General features: G+C 56.5%; 19 protein-coding genes. 12 read left to right on the plus strand and 7 right to left on the minus strand.

Going from position 1 to position 21,553, the window contains the following annotated elements:
* The first annotated feature begins 115 nt into the window (after positions 1-115).
* Positions 116-2,092, plus strand: a complete 1,977-nt coding sequence (gene kup / locus QCD60_RS22180; protein ID WP_279788518.1) for a low affinity potassium transporter Kup — start codon at positions 116-118, stop codon at positions 2,090-2,092.
* Positions 2,093-2,195: 103 nt separating this feature from the next.
* Complete coding sequence (locus QCD60_RS22185) at positions 2,196-3,197, plus strand: endonuclease/exonuclease/phosphatase family protein (protein ID WP_279788521.1); 1,002 nt, start codon at positions 2,196-2,198, stop codon at positions 3,195-3,197.
* A gap of 92 nt (positions 3,198-3,289) precedes the next feature.
* Here QCD60_RS22185 and QCD60_RS22190 read toward each other — a convergent pair whose 3' ends face one another.
* Complete coding sequence (locus tag QCD60_RS22190) at positions 3,290-4,537, minus strand: MFS transporter (protein WP_279788523.1); 1,248 nt, start codon at positions 4,535-4,537, stop codon at positions 3,290-3,292.
* Positions 4,538-4,626: 89 nt separating this feature from the next.
* Between QCD60_RS22190 and QCD60_RS22195 the strand changes: the two genes are divergently transcribed.
* The 4 genes from QCD60_RS22195 (at position 4,627) to QCD60_RS22210 (ending at position 8,570) form a co-directional block, all read left to right on the plus strand.
* Positions 4,627-5,544, plus strand: a complete 918-nt coding sequence (locus tag QCD60_RS22195; protein ID WP_279788525.1) for a LysR family transcriptional regulator — start codon at positions 4,627-4,629, stop codon at positions 5,542-5,544.
* A 285-nt stretch (positions 5,545-5,829) separates the two neighbouring features.
* On the plus strand, positions 5,830-6,852 hold the full coding sequence (gene arsB / locus QCD60_RS22200) for an ACR3 family arsenite efflux transporter (protein ID WP_279791055.1): 1,023 nt from the start codon (positions 5,830-5,832) through the stop codon (positions 6,850-6,852).
* A 321-nt stretch (positions 6,853-7,173) separates the two neighbouring features.
* Positions 7,174-8,106, plus strand: a complete 933-nt coding sequence (locus QCD60_RS22205; RefSeq protein ID WP_279788527.1) for an IS5 family transposase — start codon at positions 7,174-7,176, stop codon at positions 8,104-8,106.
* Between the two features lie 86 nt (positions 8,107-8,192).
* Positions 8,193-8,570: a hypothetical protein gene (locus QCD60_RS22210; protein WP_279788529.1), complete on the plus strand. Its 378-nt coding sequence runs from the start codon at positions 8,193-8,195 to the stop codon at positions 8,568-8,570.
* Here QCD60_RS22210 and QCD60_RS22215 read toward each other — a convergent pair.
* Positions 8,525-9,742 carry an IS256 family transposase gene (locus QCD60_RS22215; RefSeq protein WP_279784912.1) on the minus strand — a complete coding sequence of 406 codons (1,218 nt, stop codon included), beginning with the start codon at positions 9,740-9,742 and terminating at the stop codon, positions 8,525-8,527. The genes QCD60_RS22210 and QCD60_RS22215 overlap by 46 nt on opposite strands.
* A 350-nt stretch (positions 9,743-10,092) precedes the next feature.
* On the minus strand, positions 10,093-11,031 hold the full coding sequence (argC, locus tag QCD60_RS22220) for an N-acetyl-gamma-glutamyl-phosphate reductase (RefSeq protein ID WP_279788531.1): 939 nt from the start codon (positions 11,029-11,031) through the stop codon (positions 10,093-10,095).
* Positions 11,032-11,433: 402 nt separating this feature from the next.
* Between argC and QCD60_RS22225 the strand changes: the two genes are divergently transcribed.
* The 4 genes from QCD60_RS22225 (at position 11,434) to QCD60_RS22240 (ending at position 15,574) form a co-directional block, all read left to right on the plus strand.
* Positions 11,434-12,567, plus strand: a complete 1,134-nt coding sequence (locus QCD60_RS22225) for a mandelate racemase/muconate lactonizing enzyme family protein (protein WP_279788533.1) — start codon at positions 11,434-11,436, stop codon at positions 12,565-12,567.
* Between the two features lie 83 nt (positions 12,568-12,650).
* Positions 12,651-13,652: a TRAP transporter substrate-binding protein gene (locus QCD60_RS22230; RefSeq protein ID WP_279788535.1), complete on the plus strand. Its 1,002-nt coding sequence runs from the start codon at positions 12,651-12,653 to the stop codon at positions 13,650-13,652.
* A gap of 144 nt (positions 13,653-13,796) precedes the next feature.
* Entirely contained in the window at positions 13,797-14,291 is a 495-nt protein-coding gene (locus tag QCD60_RS22235; RefSeq protein WP_279788538.1) for a TRAP transporter small permease, read from the plus strand.
* Positions 14,291-15,574: a TRAP transporter large permease subunit gene (locus tag QCD60_RS22240; RefSeq protein WP_279788540.1), complete on the plus strand. Its 1,284-nt coding sequence runs from the start codon at positions 14,291-14,293 to the stop codon at positions 15,572-15,574. Before QCD60_RS22235 ends, QCD60_RS22240 begins: the two co-directional genes overlap by 1 nt.
* Positions 15,575-15,622: 48 nt before the next feature.
* Here QCD60_RS22240 and QCD60_RS22245 read toward each other — a convergent pair whose 3' ends face one another.
* Positions 15,623-16,867, minus strand: coding sequence for an MFS transporter (locus QCD60_RS22245; protein WP_279788542.1), 1,245 nt, complete (start codon positions 16,865-16,867; stop codon positions 15,623-15,625).
* A 106-nt stretch (positions 16,868-16,973) separates the two neighbouring features.
* Between QCD60_RS22245 and QCD60_RS22250 the strand changes: the two genes are divergently transcribed.
* On the plus strand, positions 16,974-17,888 hold the full coding sequence (locus tag QCD60_RS22250) for a LysR family transcriptional regulator (RefSeq protein ID WP_279788544.1): 915 nt from the start codon (positions 16,974-16,976) through the stop codon (positions 17,886-17,888).
* A 21-nt stretch (positions 17,889-17,909) separates the two neighbouring features.
* On the opposite strand, the gene hpaR is transcribed toward QCD60_RS22250, so the two are convergent.
* The 3 genes from hpaR to QCD60_RS22265 form a co-directional block, all read right to left on the minus strand.
* Positions 17,910-18,338, minus strand: a complete 429-nt coding sequence (hpaR, locus tag QCD60_RS22255; RefSeq protein WP_279788546.1) for a homoprotocatechuate degradation operon regulator HpaR — start codon at positions 18,336-18,338, stop codon at positions 17,910-17,912.
* Between the two features lie 158 nt (positions 18,339-18,496).
* Positions 18,497-19,585: a hypothetical protein gene (locus QCD60_RS22260; RefSeq protein WP_279788547.1), complete on the minus strand. Its 1,089-nt coding sequence runs from the start codon at positions 19,583-19,585 to the stop codon at positions 18,497-18,499.
* Positions 19,586-19,591: 6 nt separating this feature from the next.
* Positions 19,592-20,719 carry an SPFH domain-containing protein gene (locus QCD60_RS22265; RefSeq protein ID WP_279788549.1) on the minus strand — a complete coding sequence of 376 codons (1,128 nt, stop codon included), beginning with the start codon at positions 20,717-20,719 and terminating at the stop codon, positions 19,592-19,594.
* Positions 20,720-21,062: 343 nt separating this feature from the next.
* Here QCD60_RS22265 and QCD60_RS22270 point away from each other — a divergent pair, with 343 nt between their 5' ends.
* Complete coding sequence (locus tag QCD60_RS22270; protein WP_279788551.1) at positions 21,063-21,395, plus strand: multidrug efflux SMR transporter; 333 nt, start codon at positions 21,063-21,065, stop codon at positions 21,393-21,395.
* The last annotated feature ends 158 nt before the right edge of the window (positions 21,396-21,553 follow it).

Below are 21,553 nucleotides of genomic sequence, written 5' to 3' on the forward strand. Positions count from 1 at the left end.
AATCAAGGTCACAGCAAGGAAATTGACCTGCAAACGCTACAAAGAGCGGGAATTCGTCGGCATCATCCCCAATAAAGTGCTATCACCACATGAATGGATACCGAGGTGAAGCACAATGCATGACGCTCCCGCTGGTCATACAGGACCAGAGACCCAACCCCAGCCGACCGTTAATCATCCCGCGACGGTGGTCGCGCCACCTGCCCGAGCCCACATTCATCCGGGGCACCCGCACCGCAGCTCTGCCAACCGCCCCAGCCTGATACTGGCGGCGCTGGGGATTGTCTATGGTGACATCGGCACCAGCCCGCTTTATACCCTGCGCGAATGTTTTGGTGAGCACCTTGGGTTACAGCCGACAGAGGCCAATGTGCTGGGCGTGCTGTCGCTGATTATCTGGGGGCTGCTGCTGGTGGTTTCGCTGAAGTATCTGCTGTTTGTGCTGCGTGCCGATAACCGCGGAGAAGGGGGGATTCTCACCCTGCAAACCCTGATTCGACGGGTGCTTGGCAGCAAGGGGCTGTGGCTGGCCATGCTGGGACTGATGGGGGGAGGCTTCTTCTACGGTGAGGTAGTGATCACGCCCGCCATCTCGGTACTGTCAGCCATCGAAGGGCTGGAGATCGCCACACCGGCCTTCAAACCCTATGTGCTGCCCCTGTCGTTAGTGGTGCTGATTGCCCTGTTTGCCATTCAGCACAAGGGTACGGCCAGAGTGGGCAAGCTGTTCGGCCCGGTGATGTTGCTGTGGTTTGCAACCCTGGGCGTGCTGGGGCTGCTGGCCATTATCGGCAATCCCGAAGTGCTGAAAGCCTTCAACCCATACTGGGCTGTTAACTTTATGCTGACACATAAGCTGGTGGGCTTTCTGGCTCTGGGTTCGGTGGTACTGGCGCTGACCGGAGCGGAGGCGCTTTATGCCGACATGGGCCACTTCGGTCGTCAGCCCATCCGGCTGGCCTGGTTTGGTTATGTGCTGCCCGCGCTGATTCTCAATTATCTGGGGCAGGGGGCGCTGATCCTCAGTGATCCGGCCACCCGTGCCAATCCCTTCTATCATCTGGCGCCTGACTGGGCATTACTGCCGCTGGTCGGGCTGGCCACCCTGGCGACGGTGATTGCCTCGCAGGCAGTGATTTCCGGCGTATTCTCCCTGACCCGTCAGGCGATTCAGATGGGCTATCTGCCACGGATGGAGATTCAGTACACCTCCGACCGGGAAATGGGGCAGATCTACATTCCGCTGATGAACTGGGGGTTATTGCTGGCGGTGATACTGGTGGTCAATTTCTTCGGCTCCTCCAGCGCGCTGGCCGGTGCCTACGGGATTGCCGTCACCGGTACCATGGTGATTACCACTCTGCTCACCTGCACGCTGGCGTATCGCAGCTGGAACTGGCGGTTATGGCTGGTGATGCCACTGTGTCTGGCCTTGCTGTGTATAGACGTGCCGCTGTTCAGTGCCAATCTGGTGAAAATTTTTGCCGGAGGCTGGCTGCCACTGCTGATCGGCGTCATGGTTTTTATCCTGATGACGACCTGGCAGCGGGGCAGAGCGCTGCTGCATCAGCATCTGACCAGGGTCGCCATTCCGCTGGAGCGGCTGGTGGATAATCTGGAAACCTACCCGCCTGCGCGGGTGCCCGGCACGGCGATCTTTATGTCGCCGTCTGTTACCGGCGTGCCTCATGCACTGATGCATAACTTAAAGCACAACCGGGTGCTGCATGAGCGGGTGTTCTTTCTGACCATCCAGAATGAAGACCTGCCCTACATCGAGGATGGCCGCAAGATCAGGATCGAACAGCTATCGCCCACCTTCTGGCGTATTCAGGCCTTCTACGGCTTTCGGGAAATCCCCGATGTGCAGGAGATTCTGGATTTGTGTGAGGACCACGACATTCATTTTGACCTGCTGCAAACCTCCTTCTTCCTGTCACGTGAAACCCTGATCCAGACGGCAGTGCCGGGCATGGCGGCATGGCGTGAGCACCTGTTTATCTGGATGAACCGCAATGCCAACCGTGCCACCGACTTCTTCCGCATCCCGGCCAACAGGGTAGTGGAGATGGGGGCGCAGATTGAGTTCTGACATGTTGCTGTGGTCATTAAATGATCAGAAGGTTGTCATCATTACTGACTAAGGTGAAAGGCGGGCACGCAGCTCGTCGTTCAGGCTCGAGCAAAAGGAGAGAATGATGGCTTTTTCGGTGATGACGTGGAATGTGGAAAACTTCTTTCTGGTAGACGCTGGAGACGATGCGGCCGCCACGGAGGACGCAAGGCGTTTTGAGCAGAAGCTGGGGCTGCTGACCGCCACCATCCGTGAGCTGGCTCCAGATGTTGTCGCTTTTCAGGAGCTGGGGAAGGATGCTCTGGCGCTGTTGCAACAGACACTCGGCGCTAATCTCTATCCCTCGATGCATGAAGGCCAGCCAGACCGGCGCGGTATCCGCGTGGGGGTGCTATCCAAACTTCCCTTTGTGCAGCCGGCAAAAGATCTCAGTCAGTTTACCGGCCCGGTGCCGGTGGATCAGGTTAAGGTGCTGGAGTATAGCGGTGCGCTGGCTACAACAAGCCAGCTCGGCCGTGGCGCCGTTCGTGTCAGTGTCGCTGTCGGCCCGCTGCAGGTACATCTGATTACCTGTCACCTCAAGTCCAAGCTGCTGACCTTTCCGCACGGGCGCTTCTCTACACATGATGAAGTTTTGCGTGCACAGGTCGCGGCCATGGCGCTGTTTCGGCGCGCCGCAGAGGCAGTAGAAGTGCGAATGGAAACCACCCGGCTGCTGACCGACCATCCGCAGGACGGGGTAATCGTGCTGGGAGACATGAATGATGGGGAGGAGGCGGCCACATCACAGCTCTTGCTCGGCCCGCCAGGCAGTCAGATGAACACCGGCGGCTTTCAGCGTCCTGACCAGGGGGATGCACAACGACTGTTCAACACGGCGCTGTTGATTCCTCCAGCCCAGCGTTTCTCGCGTATCGAGCATGGCCAGCCAGAAATGCTGGACCAGATTCTCTGCTCGCAGCATCTGTTGCCTGCTGATCAGCACGGGAAACGTCAGCTGCCGGAAGTGAAGAGCTATACCGAGCTTGTGAACGGTCTGGCATCCGTATCCGCAGATCCCAAGCTGCGGCACAAATCCATCGTCCCCGATCATGCTCCGGTGGTGGCACGTTTTGCGCTGTAGCCGGTAATGCAGGGGGCAGCAGTACCGCCCCGTCATAGTCTGCCCATGCCAAGAGTCAGAGCACACGGTTTGAGTCAATGATGCTTTGGAACTTACGCTGACTCTTTACAGGCACTGAGCGGGTTACCGGCACTGAGCACACAGGTCGAGGCATTTTCCCGCTGGTGGCTGGCACTGGCAGCGCGCTGTGACAGCCACAACCCTGCCGCTGACGCGATAGCGAGCAGCAACGAGGCGACACTCATGCTGCCATCGCCCCACTGGTGGAAAGCAAAACTACCCAGAGTGCTGCCCAGCGACATGCCGAAGTATATGGCTGAGGCATTCATAGCCAGCAACAGACCGCGCAGATTGGGCGCAAGGCTGATCAGCCGGCGTTGCTGCGGCGTCTGAAACATCAGACCAAAGACAGCCCAGATGCCCGTCAGGGTAATACCTGCCCAAGGCATGGCGGGAGCAAGAATAAACAGGCTGAAGGTCACCATCATGCCAATCAGCGCCGTCCATAACAGCTGATCAGGGCTGAAGCGTTCTGCCAGTGCACCAGACAGTGCATTACCCATGACCCCTCCGACCCCGAAAGCCATCAGCGCTGCTGCCAGCGAGTGCTCAGGCAGCTGGAAATGACGCACCAGCAGAATACTGATCAGGGTGTAGCTGGCAAATTGTGAGGCCATCTGCATCAGCATGGAGACGATGCTCCAGCCGGTGTCGGCACGCTGAAACACACTAAGGAATGCCTTGGCTGTGACTCTGGGAGCGGGGGTGTGGTCTTGCAGCAGTACCGACACCAGCACGCCACACAGCACGATGACGGCCGCCATCAGCATAAATACGCCCTGCCACGACCACACCGTGCCCAGCCACGAAGCCAGCGGAACGCCAAACACGGTGGACAGTGTCATGCCGGTAAAGACGATAGCCAGTGCCCGGCCCTGATGTGCTGGAGCAACCAGCAGCGTGGATACCGCCAGCGCGGTCGGCCCGACAATAGCGGCACCGACAGCCAGTACACCGCGGGCGACCAGCAGCCAGTCATAGTCAGGGGAAAATGCGCTGCCCAAAGCACCTGCGGCCATGGCCAGCAGGCCGTATTGCAGCATTCGCCGGCGGCTGCGACCACTGCTCACCACCTGCATCAGCGGCGCCGCAACTGCGAAAATCAATGCGAACAGTGACACCAGGCGGGCCATCTGAGTGGTTGGTTGCTGCATGCTGGCGGCCATGGGCTCAAGCAGACCGACCACCGCCAGTGAGCAGGTGTTGAAGGAAAAGTACGAGGCGCTGAGCACCAGCAGGCAGAGCAGAGTGCGGCGGTCAGAAGACGGTGAGGGTTCCATGGGGTACTCCATGCAGTATTGACGAGGTTGTCACTGTAAAAACCAGCCACATATAGTTGAAATCGATTATTCGTATGGGAGCTATAACCGTGGTCGATTTGAGGGCCATTGATCTTAATCTGCTGGTGTCGCTGGACGCCTTGCTGGCCGAACGCAACGTCACCCGCGCCGCGCAGCGGCTGCATATCAGCCAGCCGGCGCTGTCCGCACAGTTGGGGCGGCTGCGACAAATTTTTGATGACCCGTTACTGATGCCTGCAGAAGCAGGGCGGGGAATGACGCCAACAGCGCGTGGTCTGGAATTGCTGGAGCCACTGCGCGAAGCGTTACAGCAGTTACAGACGGTGATTCAGCGGCGGCCCGTGTTCGACCCCGTGCATGATGAGCGCACTTTTCAGCTGGTCGCCACGGATAACAGCACGCTGGTATACGGACTGCCGCTGATCGAGCGTTTTAATCATCTTGGTTACAAAGGAATACGGCTGGCGTTTCGCACCCCTGACCAGCAGTTACTGGCCAGCCAGATGGAAAGCGGAGAGGTCGACATCATGATCGGAGCACCGAATCTGATTCCGCCCAACCTCAAAGTGAAGGCACTGCGTCAGTTGCACTACGGTGTGGTGCAGCGGAAGGGGCATCCGCGCGGCACCGCGGCATTGACCCTTGATAGCTACTGTGAACTTGAGCACCTGCTGGTTTCCAACAGTGGCGGCGCCTTCCACGGCTTTATTGATGACCGCCTGGAAGCACTGGGGCGCCGTCGTCGGGTGGCGCTGTCAGTGCATCACTTCACGCTGGTGCCGGAGATATTGCGCCGAACGGACTATGTCAGCGTGCTTTCATTACCCTGTGCGCAGCGTTTTGCCGAGACGCTCGACATCTTCGAGCTGCCTTTTGACGAGCCGGTCGCCTTTCCCGCCTGCCTGGCGTGGCATCCGCGCAACCATCATGATTCCGGTCATCAGTGGCTGCGTGAGCAGATTACCGGGCTGGTGCGCGATTTATAGTCTGACGGCTGGCCAGCCTGACCATGTGACTTTATGTCTTCGCTCAACACCGGGCGGGCCGAACTATGCCATTCTCATACGGAATCTTTGCAGATGGCCGCAGTGGCGAGGCATGTCAGCGACGGGGGGCATGACGGCCTTATTGCGGGCCGGGTACAGGCATCAGCTACCGATCAGCAACCATTCATAAAACTACCCATTAACAACCACCGATCAGCACACAGGAGTTAAAGCATCGTGTCTGCTCAATGTGAGGTTACTCTGAAAAAATCGGCAGGGGCGCCAATGAGCCTGTTCGAGCGTTACCTGAGCGTATGGGTCTTTCTGTGCATCGTGCTCGGCATTGCGCTGGGGCAGGGGATGCCTGCGGTATTCCGGTTCGTCGGCGGGCTGGAAATAGCGCAGGTCAATTTGCCCGTAGGGATACTGATCTGGGTGATGATTATTCCGATGCTGGTCAAAGTCGATTTCAGTGCGCTGCATGAAGTGCGGCATCACCTGCGCGGTATCGGCGTGACCCTGTTTGTGAACTGGCTGGTCAAGCCGTTTTCAATGGCCCTGCTGGGCTGGCTGTTTATTCGCCATCTGTTTGCCGCCATGCTCCCGGCAGAGCAGCTCGACAGCTATATCGCCGGGCTGATTCTGCTGGCAGCGGCGCCCTGTACGGCAATGGTGTTTGTCTGGAGCCGGCTGACGCAGGGTGATCCGCTGTTCACCCTGTCACAGGTGGCACTCAACGACAGCATTATGATTATTGCCTTTGCGCCACTGGTGGGGCTGTTGCTCGGCATGTCTGCCATTGCCGTCCCGTGGGACACCCTGCTGACCTCCGTTGTTTTGTACATCGTGGTGCCTGTGATACTGGCGCAGCTATGGCGTAAGCAACTGCTGGTTAAAGGTCAGGCCGCATTTGACGCTGCCATGAGCCGTATCGGCCCCTGGTCAATGGCCGCTTTGCTGGCCACGCTGGTGCTGCTGTTCGCCTTTCAGGGCGAGGCCATTCTGCAGCAGCCACTGGTGATTGCCCTGCTGGCCGTGCCCATTCTGATTCAGGTGCTGTTCAACTCGGCGCTGGCTTACTGGCTGAACCGGCTGCTGGGCGAGAAGCACAGCGTTGCGTGCCCTTCAGCCCTGATCGGTGCGTCCAACTTCTTCGAGCTGGCGGTGGCCGCGGCGATCAGTCTGTTTGGCTTCCATTCGGGTGCCGCGCTGGCGACGGTGGTGGGGGTGCTGATCGAAGTACCGGTAATGCTGCTGGTGGTGCGTATCGTCAACAATTCAAAAGGGTGGTACGAGGCCAGACGCTGACAGACTCGTGTTCGTGGCTTTTATTTTTAAATTTAATTGCTTGTATGAATGGTTTTTAAATTGGGGTTTATTTAAAGGTATATCTGTCAATAATTGTTGGGAGATCGAAGGTTTTATTAACAGGCCGTTGTCTATCCGAATTGGTTAAAGAGGATTTTTTGTGTTTAAAAGTATAGATGTTAGATGAAACATACTATGCATTACCACCTGGATATGAAGAAAGTGTATATGCATTCTTAATAAATAGTAGAATTGACAGGTGAATTTAAAAAGGCTTTGTTGCACAAATCGGAACAGGCTCCCGTGTTGTAGAATGAAGGCATGAACAAGCCTACCTCCCCGAAGTACAAAACAACGAACTGGAAGTCCTACAACGCCGCGCTCAAAGCGCGTGGGGCATTGATGATCTGGCTGGACAGAAACATGACCTGGCACGGAACACCGCGCGGCCAGCGAGGGCGTACGCAGCGCTTCAGCGAGGCGGCCATTCAGTTCTGCCTGACGATCAAAAACCTGTTCGGCCTGGCCCTGCGTCAGGCGGTGGGCATGGTGCAAAGTCTACTCCGCCTGGCGGGACTGAACTGGCCTGCGCCGGACTACAGCACCGTCTGTCGGCGCCAGAAGTCGCTGCAGGTCGTGATTCCTTGCCGCCCAGCCACGACCGGACTGCATCTGTTGATCGACAGCACCGGTATCAAGATGCTGGGCGAAGGGGAATGGAAAACCAAAAAGCACGGTGCGGACTACCGCCGCCAATGGCGCAAGGTGCATCTGGGCATCGATGCGCACACGCTGGAAATCCGGGCTATTGAGGTGACCGACAATGCGGTGGGGGACGCGCCGATGCTGCCCGGGTTGCTGAGTCAGATACCGGTGGAGGAGAAGATAGCGTCTGTCAGTGGAGATGGTGCCTACGACACGCGAGGCTGTCATGAGGCGATAGCCCGGCGAGAGGCAGAGGCAGTGATACCCACCCGCCAGAATGCGAAGCCGTGGAAGGAAAATCGCCCGGGGGCTTCTGCCAGGAATGAGATTCTGCGGGCCACCCGCCGGCTGGGCCGGACGCTCTGGAAGAAGTGGAGCGGTTATCATCGGCGTAGTCTGGTGGAAACCAAAATGCACTGTTTCAAGCGGCTGGGTGAACGCGTGATGGCAAGGGATTTTGACCGGCAGGTCGCCGAGCTTCAGGTGCGGGCGGCAATATTGAATCGCTTTACGCGGCTCGGGACACCGATGACGGTGCGCATACCATAAGATCATCTGGGGTAAGGGGTCTTATATGCTGACATCTATTTATGCAACAAAGCCCATTTCTTTTACTAGGGCGTCAGGATATTAGAATGAAAAAATGGGAATCTGAAATATTTAAGGACAACAACATAAAACTAATGAATTTTCATATCGTTTTTTCATGTCTGTATCCCAGTTTTTTAGGGCTATTTGGAATAGCATGGTATCAACATAGTGGTGATGTGAGTTTACTGGCTTCGGCTTTATGTTTGTTTTTTACATGCCTGCACGCAGCTCTTGCCTATGGCAGTAAGCACAAAATCGAAGCCTCCAGAAAACTTTCAGAGCTTCTGGGGGTAATGCTTATGTTCGGTTTTCCTGTGGGGACAATCATTGGCTACTTTTTTCGGGTCTGTCAAACGAACTGTGTAACTGCTCCCTTTCAGAGTGCGGCCAGCGGCACGCGCTCCTCCCCAAACATCACCTGAAAACTCTGTAGTGCCGGTTTCCAGTGATGAATAGCCTTCCAGTTCTTCGATGCTTCGCGGATAGCCAGAAAGAGTGACTTGAGTGCCGAATCGTCGTTCGGAAAAATGCGCCGATTACGTGTCAGTTTCCGCAGGCTCATGTTCAGGGATTCGATGGCGTTGGTCGTGTAGATCACTTTCCGGATCTCCGGCAGGAACTGGAAGAACGGTATGATGTTGTCCCAGTGACCGCGCCACAACCGCACCACCGCCCGATATTTCTCACCCCAATCGCTCTCAAAGTCATCCAGTTCGCGCACGGCTTCGTCCGCTGTCGCCGATGTGTAAATTCGCTTCAGGGCACCCACAACGACCTTGCTGTCTTTGGTGTTGACATAACGCAAGCTGGCGCGCACCAGATGCACAATACACAGCTGGGTCAACGTTTTCGGAAACACCGCGTTGACCGCTTCCGGCAACCCCTTCAGGCCGTCCATACTGGCGATGTAAATATCCTGCACGCCACGATGACGCAACTCCGTCAGCACCGACAACCAGAACTTCGCCCCTTCGCTTTCGGCCAGCCACAGACCCAGCACTTCTTTCTCGCCGCGCAGATTGACGCCAAGCACAACGTGCGCTGACTTGTTCACCACCTGCTTGTTGTGCTGTACCTTGACCACCAGACCATCCAGCCAGACGATGGGGTAAATCGCTTCCAGCGGTCGCGTCTGCCACGCTTTGGCTTCCTCCAGAACCGCATCAGTAACCTGGGCGATGAGTGTGTGCGAAATCGTCACACCGTATAAGTCCACCAGCGCACTCTCGATATCACGCGTGGTCATGCCCTTGGCGTACAGTGTCAGGATCTTGTCTTCCATCCCCGCCAGCCGAACTTGCCGCTTCTTGAGCAGCTGTGGCTCGAAGCGGCCTTCTCGGTCGCGGGGAGTCTCTATGAGCAAGTCGCCGACATCACTCTGCACCGTTTTACGGCTCTTGCCGTTACGGGTATTGCCCCGCTTGGCACCGGGCTCGGCTTTGTCGTGGCGGTCGTAGCCAAGGTGGTCGTCCATCTCGGCTTGCAGGCTGCGATTGATCATGTGTTGCAGCATCTGGGCGTACAGCTTGCTGACATCCTCCGGGGTCTTACATTCCTGAGTCAGCTCATCCAACATCTCTGGCGTTAGTGCCATGTAACTGCTCCTCGCGGTGTTCCCGCATCATCCCATAAACGCAGTTACACAGTTCAATTTACAGACCCCTTTTTTCTTCAGACTACACTCTGGTGTGATCCCGAAGAATATGAGGAGCAATCTCCATCCTGACGGTGAATATATCTAACAAAGCAATGCTGGACGGATCGCTAGAGGAATATAAGTGAGCAACCATTTGGTGATCTTTACCTTGATCTGATGGTCGCTAGAGAAAACTATCGACTTTTTGCGAAGTCATTAACTGATAGTAGATTTGTCATTAACAAAAAAGCCCGTGCTTCTGACGAAACACGGGCTTTTTTGCTTTCTGCAACTCGTAGCTGCGGGGCTTACTCGATATTCACACAGAGGGACTCATCCAGCCCCAGCATGATATTGAGGTTTTGTACCGCCGCACCGGAGGCACCTTTGCCCAGGTTGTCCAGCTTGGCTACCAGCAGGCTGCGATCTCCGTCTTTGTTGCCATAGACAGAGATTTGCACTTCATTGCTGCCTTCCACACCGTGAGGGGTGATGAATGGCGCACTGGCCGGGTCGATCTCGTTATAGGTATTCACCTTAACGAACGTTTCACCAGCGTAGGCATCGGCGAAGACCTTGTGCAGGGCTTCGCTGCTCTGGCCTTTAGGCAGGTGCAGGGGAATCATCACCAGCATGCCCTGCGCGAAGGTACCGACGCTGGGGATAAAGATGGGCTGATGGGCGAGGGCGCTGTGGGTCTGGATTTCCGGCAGGTGCTTGTGGTTAAAGCCAAGGCCGTAGGCGGCAAAGGTCGGGACCTTTTCATCGCTTTCATAGCGCTCGATCATCGGTTTACCACCACCGGTATAGCCTGATACGGCATTGATGGTGTACAGGCCGTCAGCGGCCAGTGCACCTGCTTTAACCAGCGGTTGCAGCAGGACGATGGCTCCGGTGGCGTAGCAGCCGGGGTTGGAAACCCGTGCGGCAGTGGCGATTTTGCTGCGCTGCTCGGCATGAATTTCCGGCAGGCCATAGACCCAGCCGTCAGCGATACGATGAGCGGAACTGGCATCCAGTACACGGCATCCCACTTCACCTGCCAGCAGGGCAGATTCTTTGGAGGCTTCATCAGGCAGGCACAGGATGGTTACATCCACTTCGCTCATCAGGCGCTTTTTGGCGTCGATATTGCGCTTTTCAGAAGGATCAATGCTGACAACCTGTACATGAGGGTGGTTAGCCAGACGCTGTCTTACCTGCAGACCGGTAGTGCCTGATTCGCCGTCGATAAAAACCTTTTTCATATGCGCTCCTTGTACAAAGCGTGAGCTGACTGCCATGGCGTGAAGAGAGCAGCTGGATCTTTTCCAAATCCTGAGATGTGTCGAGCTGCCATGCCTATATTTAGCGGCGAATTGTGTCAAATTCCCGTCATCAGGTACAGGTGCGCGCAAATAATTCCCCCGCGCTTTACGTTACTTAGCGCAGCACACTGGGAACAGTACCGGGTCGTGTCAGCGGGCGGCAGCTGTGCGCCATCATGCGGCTTCACGCAGGCAGACTGAGTGCATTTTAAAATCATACATATGATGTATTGCATTATAAGAATGCACTTGTATGATGTATTACATAAATATAAGCCACTATCTGCAACCCATCTCTGGCACACATTCAATATGCCAAGGTCCCAGCACAGGAACCTCGCAGTGAAGATCAGCCGTATCGATATCCATAGAATTGCCATTCCGTTTTCGGCCGGTGAGCGCCATCAGGTCGATGTAAAAGGTGATGACACCTATAACGCAGCCTCTGCCAACATCAGCAAAATGGAAAGTCTGATGGTCAGGGTCGTGACTGAAAGCGGCCTTGAAGGGTGGGGCGAGGCGTTTGGCCACGGTCTGAATCCGGTCACCTTCAAGGCACTTGAGTCTCTGGTCGCGCCTTTCTTTCTGGGGGCCGACCTGGACGACTATCAGCAGCATCTCTATCAGGCAAAACGGGCATTCCATAGTTTTGGCAGTACAGGCCCCATGCTCTACGCGCTGTCTGCGATTGATACCGCGGTCTGGGATATTAAAGCCAAAGCGGCAGGTAAGCCGCTCTATCAACTGCTTGGCGGGCGGAACGGCAAGATTGAGCTGTATGCCAGTCTGGTCAGCTATGGTAATGACCCTGAAGAGGTCGCCCGGCAGGTACGCCGCGTATACGAGCAGGGTTTTCGTAGCCTCAAGCTGCACGAAACGGCGGCGGCTGCTATTCGCTCGGCTCGCACGGCACTGCCTGACGATGCTGAACTGATGGTCGATGTGAACTGTCCGTGGCAACCCGAGGAAGCCATTCGACAGGCTGGCCTGCTGCGTGATCTGGACCTCACATGGCTGGAGGAGCCAGTATGGCCGCCCGACAATCTCACCGCACTGGCGCGGGTTCGGGCAACTGGTGTGGCAATCTCCGCAGGGGAAAACGCTCCGGGCGTGGCAGGCTTTGAGCAGCTTTTCAGCGCCGGCGCGGTCGATATCGCTCAGCCCAGCGTGGCAAAGATTGGTGGTGTGACCGGGATGCTGGAAGTGCAGAAGCTGGCCGCCAACTATGGTATCCGGCTGGTTCCGCATTGTTTCTATTACGGCCCGGGCATGCTGGCTGCTGCCCATATCGTGGCCTCCATGGATGCGGCGACCCGTCTGGAGGTGCCGCTGATTGAGCTGGCGGTAAGACTTCATCCGCTGCATGCCTTTACGCCTTCGTTTGATCTGGGTACCACTCCCGGGCTGGGGTTCGCGCCTGATCCCGCACTACTAGAACAGTATCGGGTGGAATACCGGTCAATACCGGCCACCTAGTTGCTCTGGAGCCAGCCTCCGTTTTTTCGCGAATGACCAACAACAACAAAGTCGACACCGTCGACGTCGCTAGGAGCTTTACTATGCGCGTATGTAAACGCCTTGCTATCGCATTGGCTGTTGCTTCCACCCTGGGCGCAGCATCCCTCAGCCATGCTGCGACCACTATCAAAGTGGCCAACTTTTTCCCTGATACCCACCCCAACTCCATCGCCCTGAAAGAGACCTTCGCCAAAGAAGTCGAAAGTCGCAGCCATGGCGAGCTGAAGGTCCGGGTATTTTCCAATGGCGTACTGGGTGCAGAAGAGAAGCTCTACAACTCCGTGCGCGGCGGCACGGTACAGATGGCTATCCTCGGCACCATCATGGACAAGGAAGTGAAAAACGTCGGGATTATCCAGCTGCCTTTCCTGTTTCAGGACTACAGTCACGCGCAGAAAGCCCTGAACAGTGACGTGGGGGATGCGCTGGTCAGTGATATGAGCGCAAACACCGGGCTGCACTTTCTTGCTTATGGTGTACAGGGGTTCCGGGTGGTGGCCAGCAACAAGCCCATTTCATCCATGGATGACTTCAAAGGCCTGCGTCTGCGCTTCCCCGGTATGGAAAGCATGATTGCCATCGGTAATGCGCTGGGGGCTAACGTCACCCCGATGCCCATTTCCGAGGTGTTCAGTGCGCTGGAACAAAAGGTCGTGGATGGCGTTGAGAATCCCTATCCCAATATCGTTGCCTCGAAGTGGTATGAAATCGTCAAGCACGTCACCGAAACCAACCACGTCTTCACCCCCAATCTGTATCTGATGAACGATAGCTTCTGGAACACCCTGACCGATGAGCAGAAAGCCATCGTGCAGCAGGCTGCAAAAGATGCCAGCGAGCAGGAATGGAAACTGCTGGTCGCCAGTGAAGCTAAGGATAAGGAAAAACTGCAGCAGGAAGGTGTCACTATCACCGTCCCGGATGCCAGCTTCCGTGCGGCGCTGGTGGCGGCGGAGCAGGGCTCCTACAGCAAGTTCTACGAGGGCAACCCTGATGCCAGGGCAATCGTCGAGAAGATCAATGCCATGGGCGCAGCGCAATAACTGAGCCTGCCAGCCCCGGTCAGTGACCAGGGGCCGGGTATTCAAGTGGAGAGGGCTGTGTGCGAGCAGCTCTCCTTACACTGACGTCGGCTGCTCAGGGATGGGCCGCTGCCGATGTCCTTTACCGTTGCACTGGTTAAAAGCATGTCCGACACACTTTCCCGTTTTGTAGACACGGTTCTCGGGCTCTGTATGGCTGTCTGTCTGAGCCTGATGTCCTGTCTGGTCTTCCTCAACGTGGTGCTGCGTTACCTGTTTGACTCAGGGATTACCTGGTCTGAAGAAATGTCGCGTTACCTGTTCGTATTTATGATTTTCTTCGGCACGGCCAGCGCCATGAAAGCCCATCAGCACCTGTCTGTTGACCTGCTGATCGGTATTCTGCCGAGGCCCGTCCGTATCCTGTGCGGCGTGATCTCAGGCGCACTCATGCTGTATGCCATGGGGCTGCTGATTCAGGGGGGCTGGACGCTGATCAAAATTAATATCAATACCACCGGCCCGGCCACCGGGATGCCACTGTGGTTTCTTTATGCGGGTGCCATTGCCATGGGCGTCTTTATGGCAGGCTGCATTCTCGTCATCCTGTGGCGTCTGCTGACTAATCGCCCGGTGAGCGCTGCGGGAGGGGAGCACTGATGGATCTCGTCATTTTTGCAGGCGCGCTGTTTGGTGCCATTGCCATCGGTATGCCAATCGCCTTCGCGCTGATCATGACCGGCATCGCCCTGATGCTGCATCAGGATTTGTTCGACAGTCAGCTGATCACTGAAAATCTGGTCAGCGGTACCAATAACTTTTCGCTGATGGCGATACCGTTCTTCGTTCTGGCGGGCGAGCTGATGAACGCAGGCGGGATTACCAAGCGCATCATTCATCTGGGTCTGACGCTGCTGGGCCACCGCCGTGGTGGCATTGGCTATGTAGCCATCGTCGCTGCCATCCTGTTTGCTTCGCTGTCCGGCTCTGCGGTGGCGGATACCGTCGCGCTGGGTTCGGTACTGATTCCGCTGATGGTCAAGGCAGGGTATGAGCGCAATCGTTCCTGCGGTCTGATTGCCGCCAGTGGGATTATTGCTCCGATCTTACCCCCCAGCATTCCGTTGATTCTGTTTGGGGTAACCAGTGGCGTCTCCATCTCTAAGCTGTTCATTGCCGGTATCTTCCCCGGCCTGCTGATGGGGCTGGTGCTGACACTGGTGTGGTGGCTGGTGTCGCGCCACGACAATACTGCCGTGCTTGAGCGTGCCAGTGGCAGGGAGCGGCTCGCCGCCGTACGTAACGCCGTATGGGCGCTGGTATTGCCGGTCATCATTGTAGTGGGTCTGCGCTTTGGCGTGTTTACCCCCACCGAAGCCGGTGTGGTGGCGGCCTTCTATGCACTGTTTGTCGGCGCGGTCATCTACCGGGAGCTGGACATGGCTGGGCTTTATCGTGTGCTGGTGGCATCTGCCCGGCTGACCAGCATCATCATGTTTCTGGTCGCTGCCTCCTCGATTGCGGCCTGGCTTATTACCATGGCTGACATCCCGGGTCAGGTCGCTGATCTGTTGTCCGGCTGGGAGGAGCACCCGGTTCGTCTGATGCTGCTGATCAATGCGCTGGTACTGCTGATCGGTATGGCGATGGATCTGGCACCGCTGATCCTGATCCTGACCCCTGTATTGATGCCTGTTTTCACCGCGGCGGGGATTGATCCGGTGTATTTCGGCGTAGTGTTTGTGCTTAACCTCAGTATTGGCCTGCTGACACCCCCTGTAGGTACGGTGCTTGCAGCGATTACCAGCGTCGGCCAGACCAGTCTGGCGGCTGTCGTCAGAGGGATCGGTCCCTTCTTTCTGGCGCAGGTGCTGCTGTTACTTGCACTGATTCTGTTCCCACAGCTGGTCCTGATACCGCTGCATTTTCTGCACGGCGGATAAGGGGGCTGCGGCGCGGGCGGTCACTGCCCGCGCTGGCGTTAGTGCTTTTTATCCGACTGATTTAACGGTGCCGAACGAACGTTTGCCGGTCCAGGCCAGCAGCAAGCCGATACTGGCGACGATGAAAGTCAGGGTGGCGACAGCATTCCAGCCCTGATGCTGCCACAGCCAGCCACTGACGGTGCCGGTGATGCTTGAGCCCATGTAGTAGAACGTCAGGTACAGCGAAGAGGCATGGCTCTTGGTGTTGCCTGCCAGCGGGCCGATGCTGCTGCTGGCGACGGAGTGGCCGAGAAAGAAACCAATGGTGATCAGAGAAACACCGATGGTGATCATCGGCAGCCCGTTGTAAAGAGTGGCAATGACGCCAAGCAGGGTGGTGATAAAGCTCAGTGCCAGCGTTAGTCGTTTGCCCAGCCGCAGAGACAGGTTGCCCGAGTAGGACGATGCCACCATGCCAATGGCATAGGTAAGAAAGAGGGTGCTCAGCTGGGTCTGGCTCAGGTTATAGGGCGCCGACGACAGACGAAAGGCGACGTAGTTAAAGATCGTGACGAACACACTGGTCAGCACAAAACCGAGCGCGTAGATCCGCACCATGGCCGGATTGCGCAGGTGCTGCCGCCAGACCTGCAGGTGAAAACGCAGCGGCTTGCTCGGTTGCGGGGTGAAGTTGCGCGAGGGGGGCAGCAGCAGGCCAAATCCTGCGGTCGCCAGCAGACACGCCGTGGCAAGTAGCGCCAGAGCACCCTGCCATGACACGAACTCCGTGATAAATCCCATTCCGACCCGGCCGATCATGGCGCCAAAGCCAGTACCTGCGATGTACAACCCCATGGTTTTGCCCAGATGCTCAGGCTCAATCTCCTCTGCCAGATAGGCCATGGCGATGGCAGGCACCCCACCCAGCACCAGCCCCTCCAGTGCCCGGGCAATCAGAAAGGCATTCCAGTCCGGCACCAGTGCAGCAATCAGATTGAGCACGCCTGCCAGTGCCATAGAGGTAAACATCAGCCCTTTACGGCTCAGTGACTGCGACAGCGCGCCCGTCATCAGAATCGACATCGCCAGAAAGCCGGTGGTCAGAGACAGTGCCAGTGACGATGCGCCCGGGCTGAGCTGAAAGCTGTGAGCGAAGGCGGGCAGCAGTGGCTGCACGCAGTAAATCAGGGAGAAACTGGCGAAGCCTGCCAGAAAAAGAGCGATCTCAACCTGACGGTAGGTCTTGGTGCCTTTGCTGATCCAGTGCGGGGTGGGTAGGGCGGAAGAAGGGTCGGAACTTAGGGTAGACATGATGCGATCCAGCACAGCGGGTGTATGGGCTGAATTATAGGGATCGCCTTTGTATTGATCTAATATATGGAAGACTCGAATTCGATATGTTTTGGAGATGGAGAAAGTGGAGCTAAGACATATTCGCTATTTTCTGGCGGTAGCCGAGGAGCTGAACTTCACCCGTGCGGCAGCGCGTATGGGAATAGGCCAGCCACCGCTCAGCCAGCAGATCAAGGATCTGGAAAACGAAGTGGGCGTACGGCTGTTCCATCGCGTACCACAGGGGGCAGAGCTGACCGAGGCCGGTCAGGCCTTTCTGGAGAAAGTGAAAGGCGTACCGGATCTGGTGCAGGATGCTGTGCAGTCCGCGCAGCGCGCAGGCAGGGGAGAGACGGGCACGCTCAATCTGGGGATTACCGGCACGGCAGCGCTGCAACCTTATTTCACCGATGCTATCCGGCGCTTTCGTCGCAGTTTTCCCGATGTAGAGCTGACACTGGAGGAGGCCAACTCCGTGGGGCTGATCAACGGGCTGATGGACGGCCGGCTGGATGTGGCGGTACTGCGCCCCAATGCGGCTGACCCGGAGGAATTGCAGAAATATCAGCTGCTGGAAGAGCCACTGGTGATCGCCTTGCCGGAAGCCTGGGCCAGTGATGCCAGCAGTATGGAGCTGACAGCACTGCGTGATGCGCCACTGGTCCTGACGCCGCGTAAGGTGGGGATCACGCTGCATGATGAAGCGCTGCGAGCCTGCCGCGACGCCGGCTTTGAACCTGTGATCGGGCAGTCCGCACCGCAGATTGCATCCATTATGTCGATGGTGGCCGCGGAGCTGGGCTTCTCGCTGGTACCCGCTTCCATGCAGCAGTTACAGGTTCAGGGGGTAGTCTTTCGTACTATCCGTGGCGAGGCGCCGCTGATCGGTCTGACGCTAGCACACCGGCGTGCAGGCGCATCACGGATAACGCTGAATTTTGTTCAGCTGCTGCGTCAGCTGGCTTCGACCTATGCCCGTCAGGGGCAGCCCGCACCGTGAAGCCGGCCTGACGCGGGGGAATTACTCGGCCTGACGCAGCTCGATGACTTCGTTGAGCAGCTCGTGTAACTGCTGCAGTTTTTCCTGACCCAGACGATCCGTCAGCTGCTTGTAGCGTGACTCCACTTCAGGGCTCAGGTTGTCAAAGAAGGCGCGCGCCTCGTCGGTCATGCTCAGCAGCACCCGGCGTTGGTCGTCTTCCCCTTTACGACGCTTGATGTAGCCCTGCGCTTCCAGACGGCTGATGATGCCGGTCAGGCTGGGGCTGAGAATGCAACAGATGCGCGCCAGTTGTTTGGCTTCCAGTTCCTCATGCTCAAACAGCGCACGAAGAATGCGCCACTGCTGCTCGGTGATGTTGTGTTCCTGCAGGAAGGGGCGGAAGAACGACATGGCCGCTTCACGGGCTTTTAACAATTTGAGGGGCAGGGAGTCATCAAACTTGCGCATAGAACGGGGCTCACAATTCGGTTTAGTTCACATCTTAATGAAACTATAAGGGCGTGGCGAGGCAAAATATCGCTGGGTTTGGCAGGGTGCTGGCCGGGCGGGCATCGCCGGATGCCCGCCCACCGCCCGTGATAGCCCTGCTGCGGACAGGTCGGTTATTACTGAGGCACCGAGCTGCTGTTCACCAGATAGGCAATGGCGCCAGCCACGGCCAGACCAGCGATCACCGTCAGGCCGATCTTGACCCAGCTCCAGGGCCGTTCGCCCTGTACCTCGCCGGTCTGGGCATTGACCAGCACCCGATACACCTCATCACCGAAGCGATACGCCGAGACCCAGACCGGTAGCAGCAGGTGCCTGAATGTGCGGTCAAAGTAACGGCTGTCAACGCTGTCGATACGCTGATGGTCGCCGCCAATATCACGGCGAATGGTCTGACGTATGGCATTGTCCATGATGCTGCGGGCATCGTCATAACCCTGACGGGCACTGATCTGATAGGTCTCGGTGCGATAACCCACCAGAAACTCATCGCGGTAGTCGACCACTTCATTCAGCTGCCAGGGCTGCAGGGCATCCAGTTTGTCGCGGGGCAGGCTACGACTGCCCGGGACCAGAATGTCATCGAAACTGTTACTGACCTTTCCTCTTACCGAATGCCAGCGGGTGCGGGTTTCCGAACGTGTCACCGTATTGCCCTTGCTGTCCGTGCTCTGCACCTGCACCGTGTAATCGTCACCGCGCTGGCCGGTATAGTGGCTGTCGGTTTCACAGTCATAGGTCCAGAACGGCAGATAGACGCCCTCGAAACGATCATGACGGGTGGTCTGCCGCTTGAGCTTGTTCGGTGCAAACCACAGCCCTTTCAGCCAGCGGTCAAAGGCCGTCTGAGCCTCTTTGCGAGGGAGGCGAAAAGGCAGCACGCCCTGCGGTTTGATCAGCTTGCGGGTTTGCTTCTGTTCTATCACCAGCGCGGTATCACAGAACGGACAGCGGCTGGACTGCTGGTCAGGCGCCAGTTGCGTTTCTGCCCCGCAGCCTTTGCATTGCAGGATGTACTGCTCAACCGTATCGGTCTGCTGCTCCTGCGATTGCAGGTAGAGGTCGAAATCCTGTTCGGCCTGAGCCTGCTGCTGTGTCGTCGCACCGGCAATAGCCATGGTGTGATCACAGTAGGCACAGGTCAGGGAGGTGGTGCCAGGCTGATAGGTCAGTTTGGCACCACAGCCTTCACACTTGATATCCATACCCCATTACGCTCCCGGCAGAGGAGGAGGCATGCTGGCGAACAGTGGAGACAGCTCCGCCACACTGCCAGCCTCGGCCCAGTTGGCCATACCCTGACACCAGACCAGTGATGAACGTGTCATCTCGCCGCTGGTGACCTTGCCCTGCAGTGCTGACAGCGGGAAAGGGCCCGTCTGCTGGCCATTCACCGCGACGAAATAGGGATGAGCCTGCGGCAGGGGAGGTGGCATCACCGGCGCTGCGGGAGGCTGCGAGCTGCCCTGCTGCGCAGAAGACGGCTGAGTCATGCTTTGCCCCAGCTGCTGGGCCATCGCAAAACCCATGCCCATACCAATACCTGCACTGGCGTCACCGCCGGGGTTTTTAGCGGCCTGTTCCATGGCGTTGGCAGCCTGAAACTGGGTGTATTGCTGCAGATTACCGATGATGCCCATGGACGAGCGCTTATCCAGTGCGGTTTCCACTTCAGGTGGCAGAGAGATGTTTTCCACCAGAAACTGCTGCAGTTGCAGGCCGTACTGCTCGAAGTCCGGGTTCATGCGCTCACGCATCAGCGCCGACAGCTCATCATAGTTGGCCGCAAGGTCGAGCACGGGGATACGGCTTTCTGCCACTGCGTCAGAGAAGCGCGTTACCGCCAGGGTTTTCAGCTGTGAATGAATATTGTCGAGGGTGAAATGGCCGTTGGTGCCGACGATTTCCATCAGCAGCTTTTCAGGCTCAGTGACCTTGATGCTGAAGTTGCCGAAAGCCCGCAGGCGCAGCGGACCGAATTCAGGGTCACGCAGCATGATGGGGTTCTGGGTACCCCACTTGTTGTCGGTAAAGGTGCGCAGATTGATAAAGTAGACTTCGGCCTTGAACGGAGAATGGAAACCGTATTTCCAGCCACGCAGTGTACTGAGAACCGGCATGTTTTCGGTCTGCAGCTCATACATGCCCTGCTGGAAGATGTCGGCGATCTTGCCCTGATCAACGAAAATCGCCACCTGCTGCTGGCGGACGATCAGTTTTGCACCGTATTTGATTTCGTTCTCGTAGCGCTCAAAGCGCCACACCAGAGTGTCATCGCTGTCATCAGTCCATTCGATGATGTCGATAAACTCGCCAGTGATCTTATCCCAAAATCCCATGGTAAGACTCCTAGTCAGGTTGCCCGTATTGGTAGCAGGAGAGTGTACAGGAAACAGGAAAGTGTATAGGAAATGGCAGGGATGTCAGCCTGTCGTATCTGAGCAAACCGGGTTCGTTACCATGGTGGAGGAGGGTGAAAGCCTGCTTTGTGGCTGAGATTGTCCGCTGCCCACAATATATAACTTTCAGCGAGCTCATATGTGGAAATGCACGAATAGCTTAACTGGCGTTATCAGTCTGATAAAAATACAGGTTGCACATAAAACCAAAACATAAACAAGACTGTTTTATTTTTTACCGCTGTTTTAGGATTTGCTTTTTTAAACTGGACATATGTGAAATATGAATTCATGGATCTTTTTAGGGATTGCTATTACGTGTGAAGTGGTTGCAACTTCGTTACTTAAGGCTAGCGACGAATTTTCTAAGCTAATTCCATCTCTTATCGTTGTTGCTGGCTATGTTGGTGCGTTCTATTTCCTTTCTCTCGCATTAAAAACTATTCCGGTAGGTATAGCCTATGCGGTATGGGCTGGATTAGGCATTGCTGCGGTGGCCGCTATTTCCTGGCTGGTCTACGGACAGAAGTTAGATTTTCCGGCAATAGTAGGGATCTTATTCATACTCGCCGGTGTCATTGTGCTTAATCTGTTCTCAAAAGCAGTTGCACACTGAAGGGCAGATGTTTTTTTTAAATTTTTTTCGGGTGTATTAAATTGGCACATGGTACGCGAATTCAACTCAGAAGTGCGACTCTTGCTACACTCATCATGAGTGTCGAACTCAATATCTGAATTCCCGAAATAAGCTGAAAAGGAAGGTGGATGTAAATG

The organism is Pokkaliibacter sp. MBI-7, assembly GCF_029846635.1.
Lineage (GTDB): Bacteria > Pseudomonadota > Gammaproteobacteria > Pseudomonadales > Balneatricaceae > Pokkaliibacter.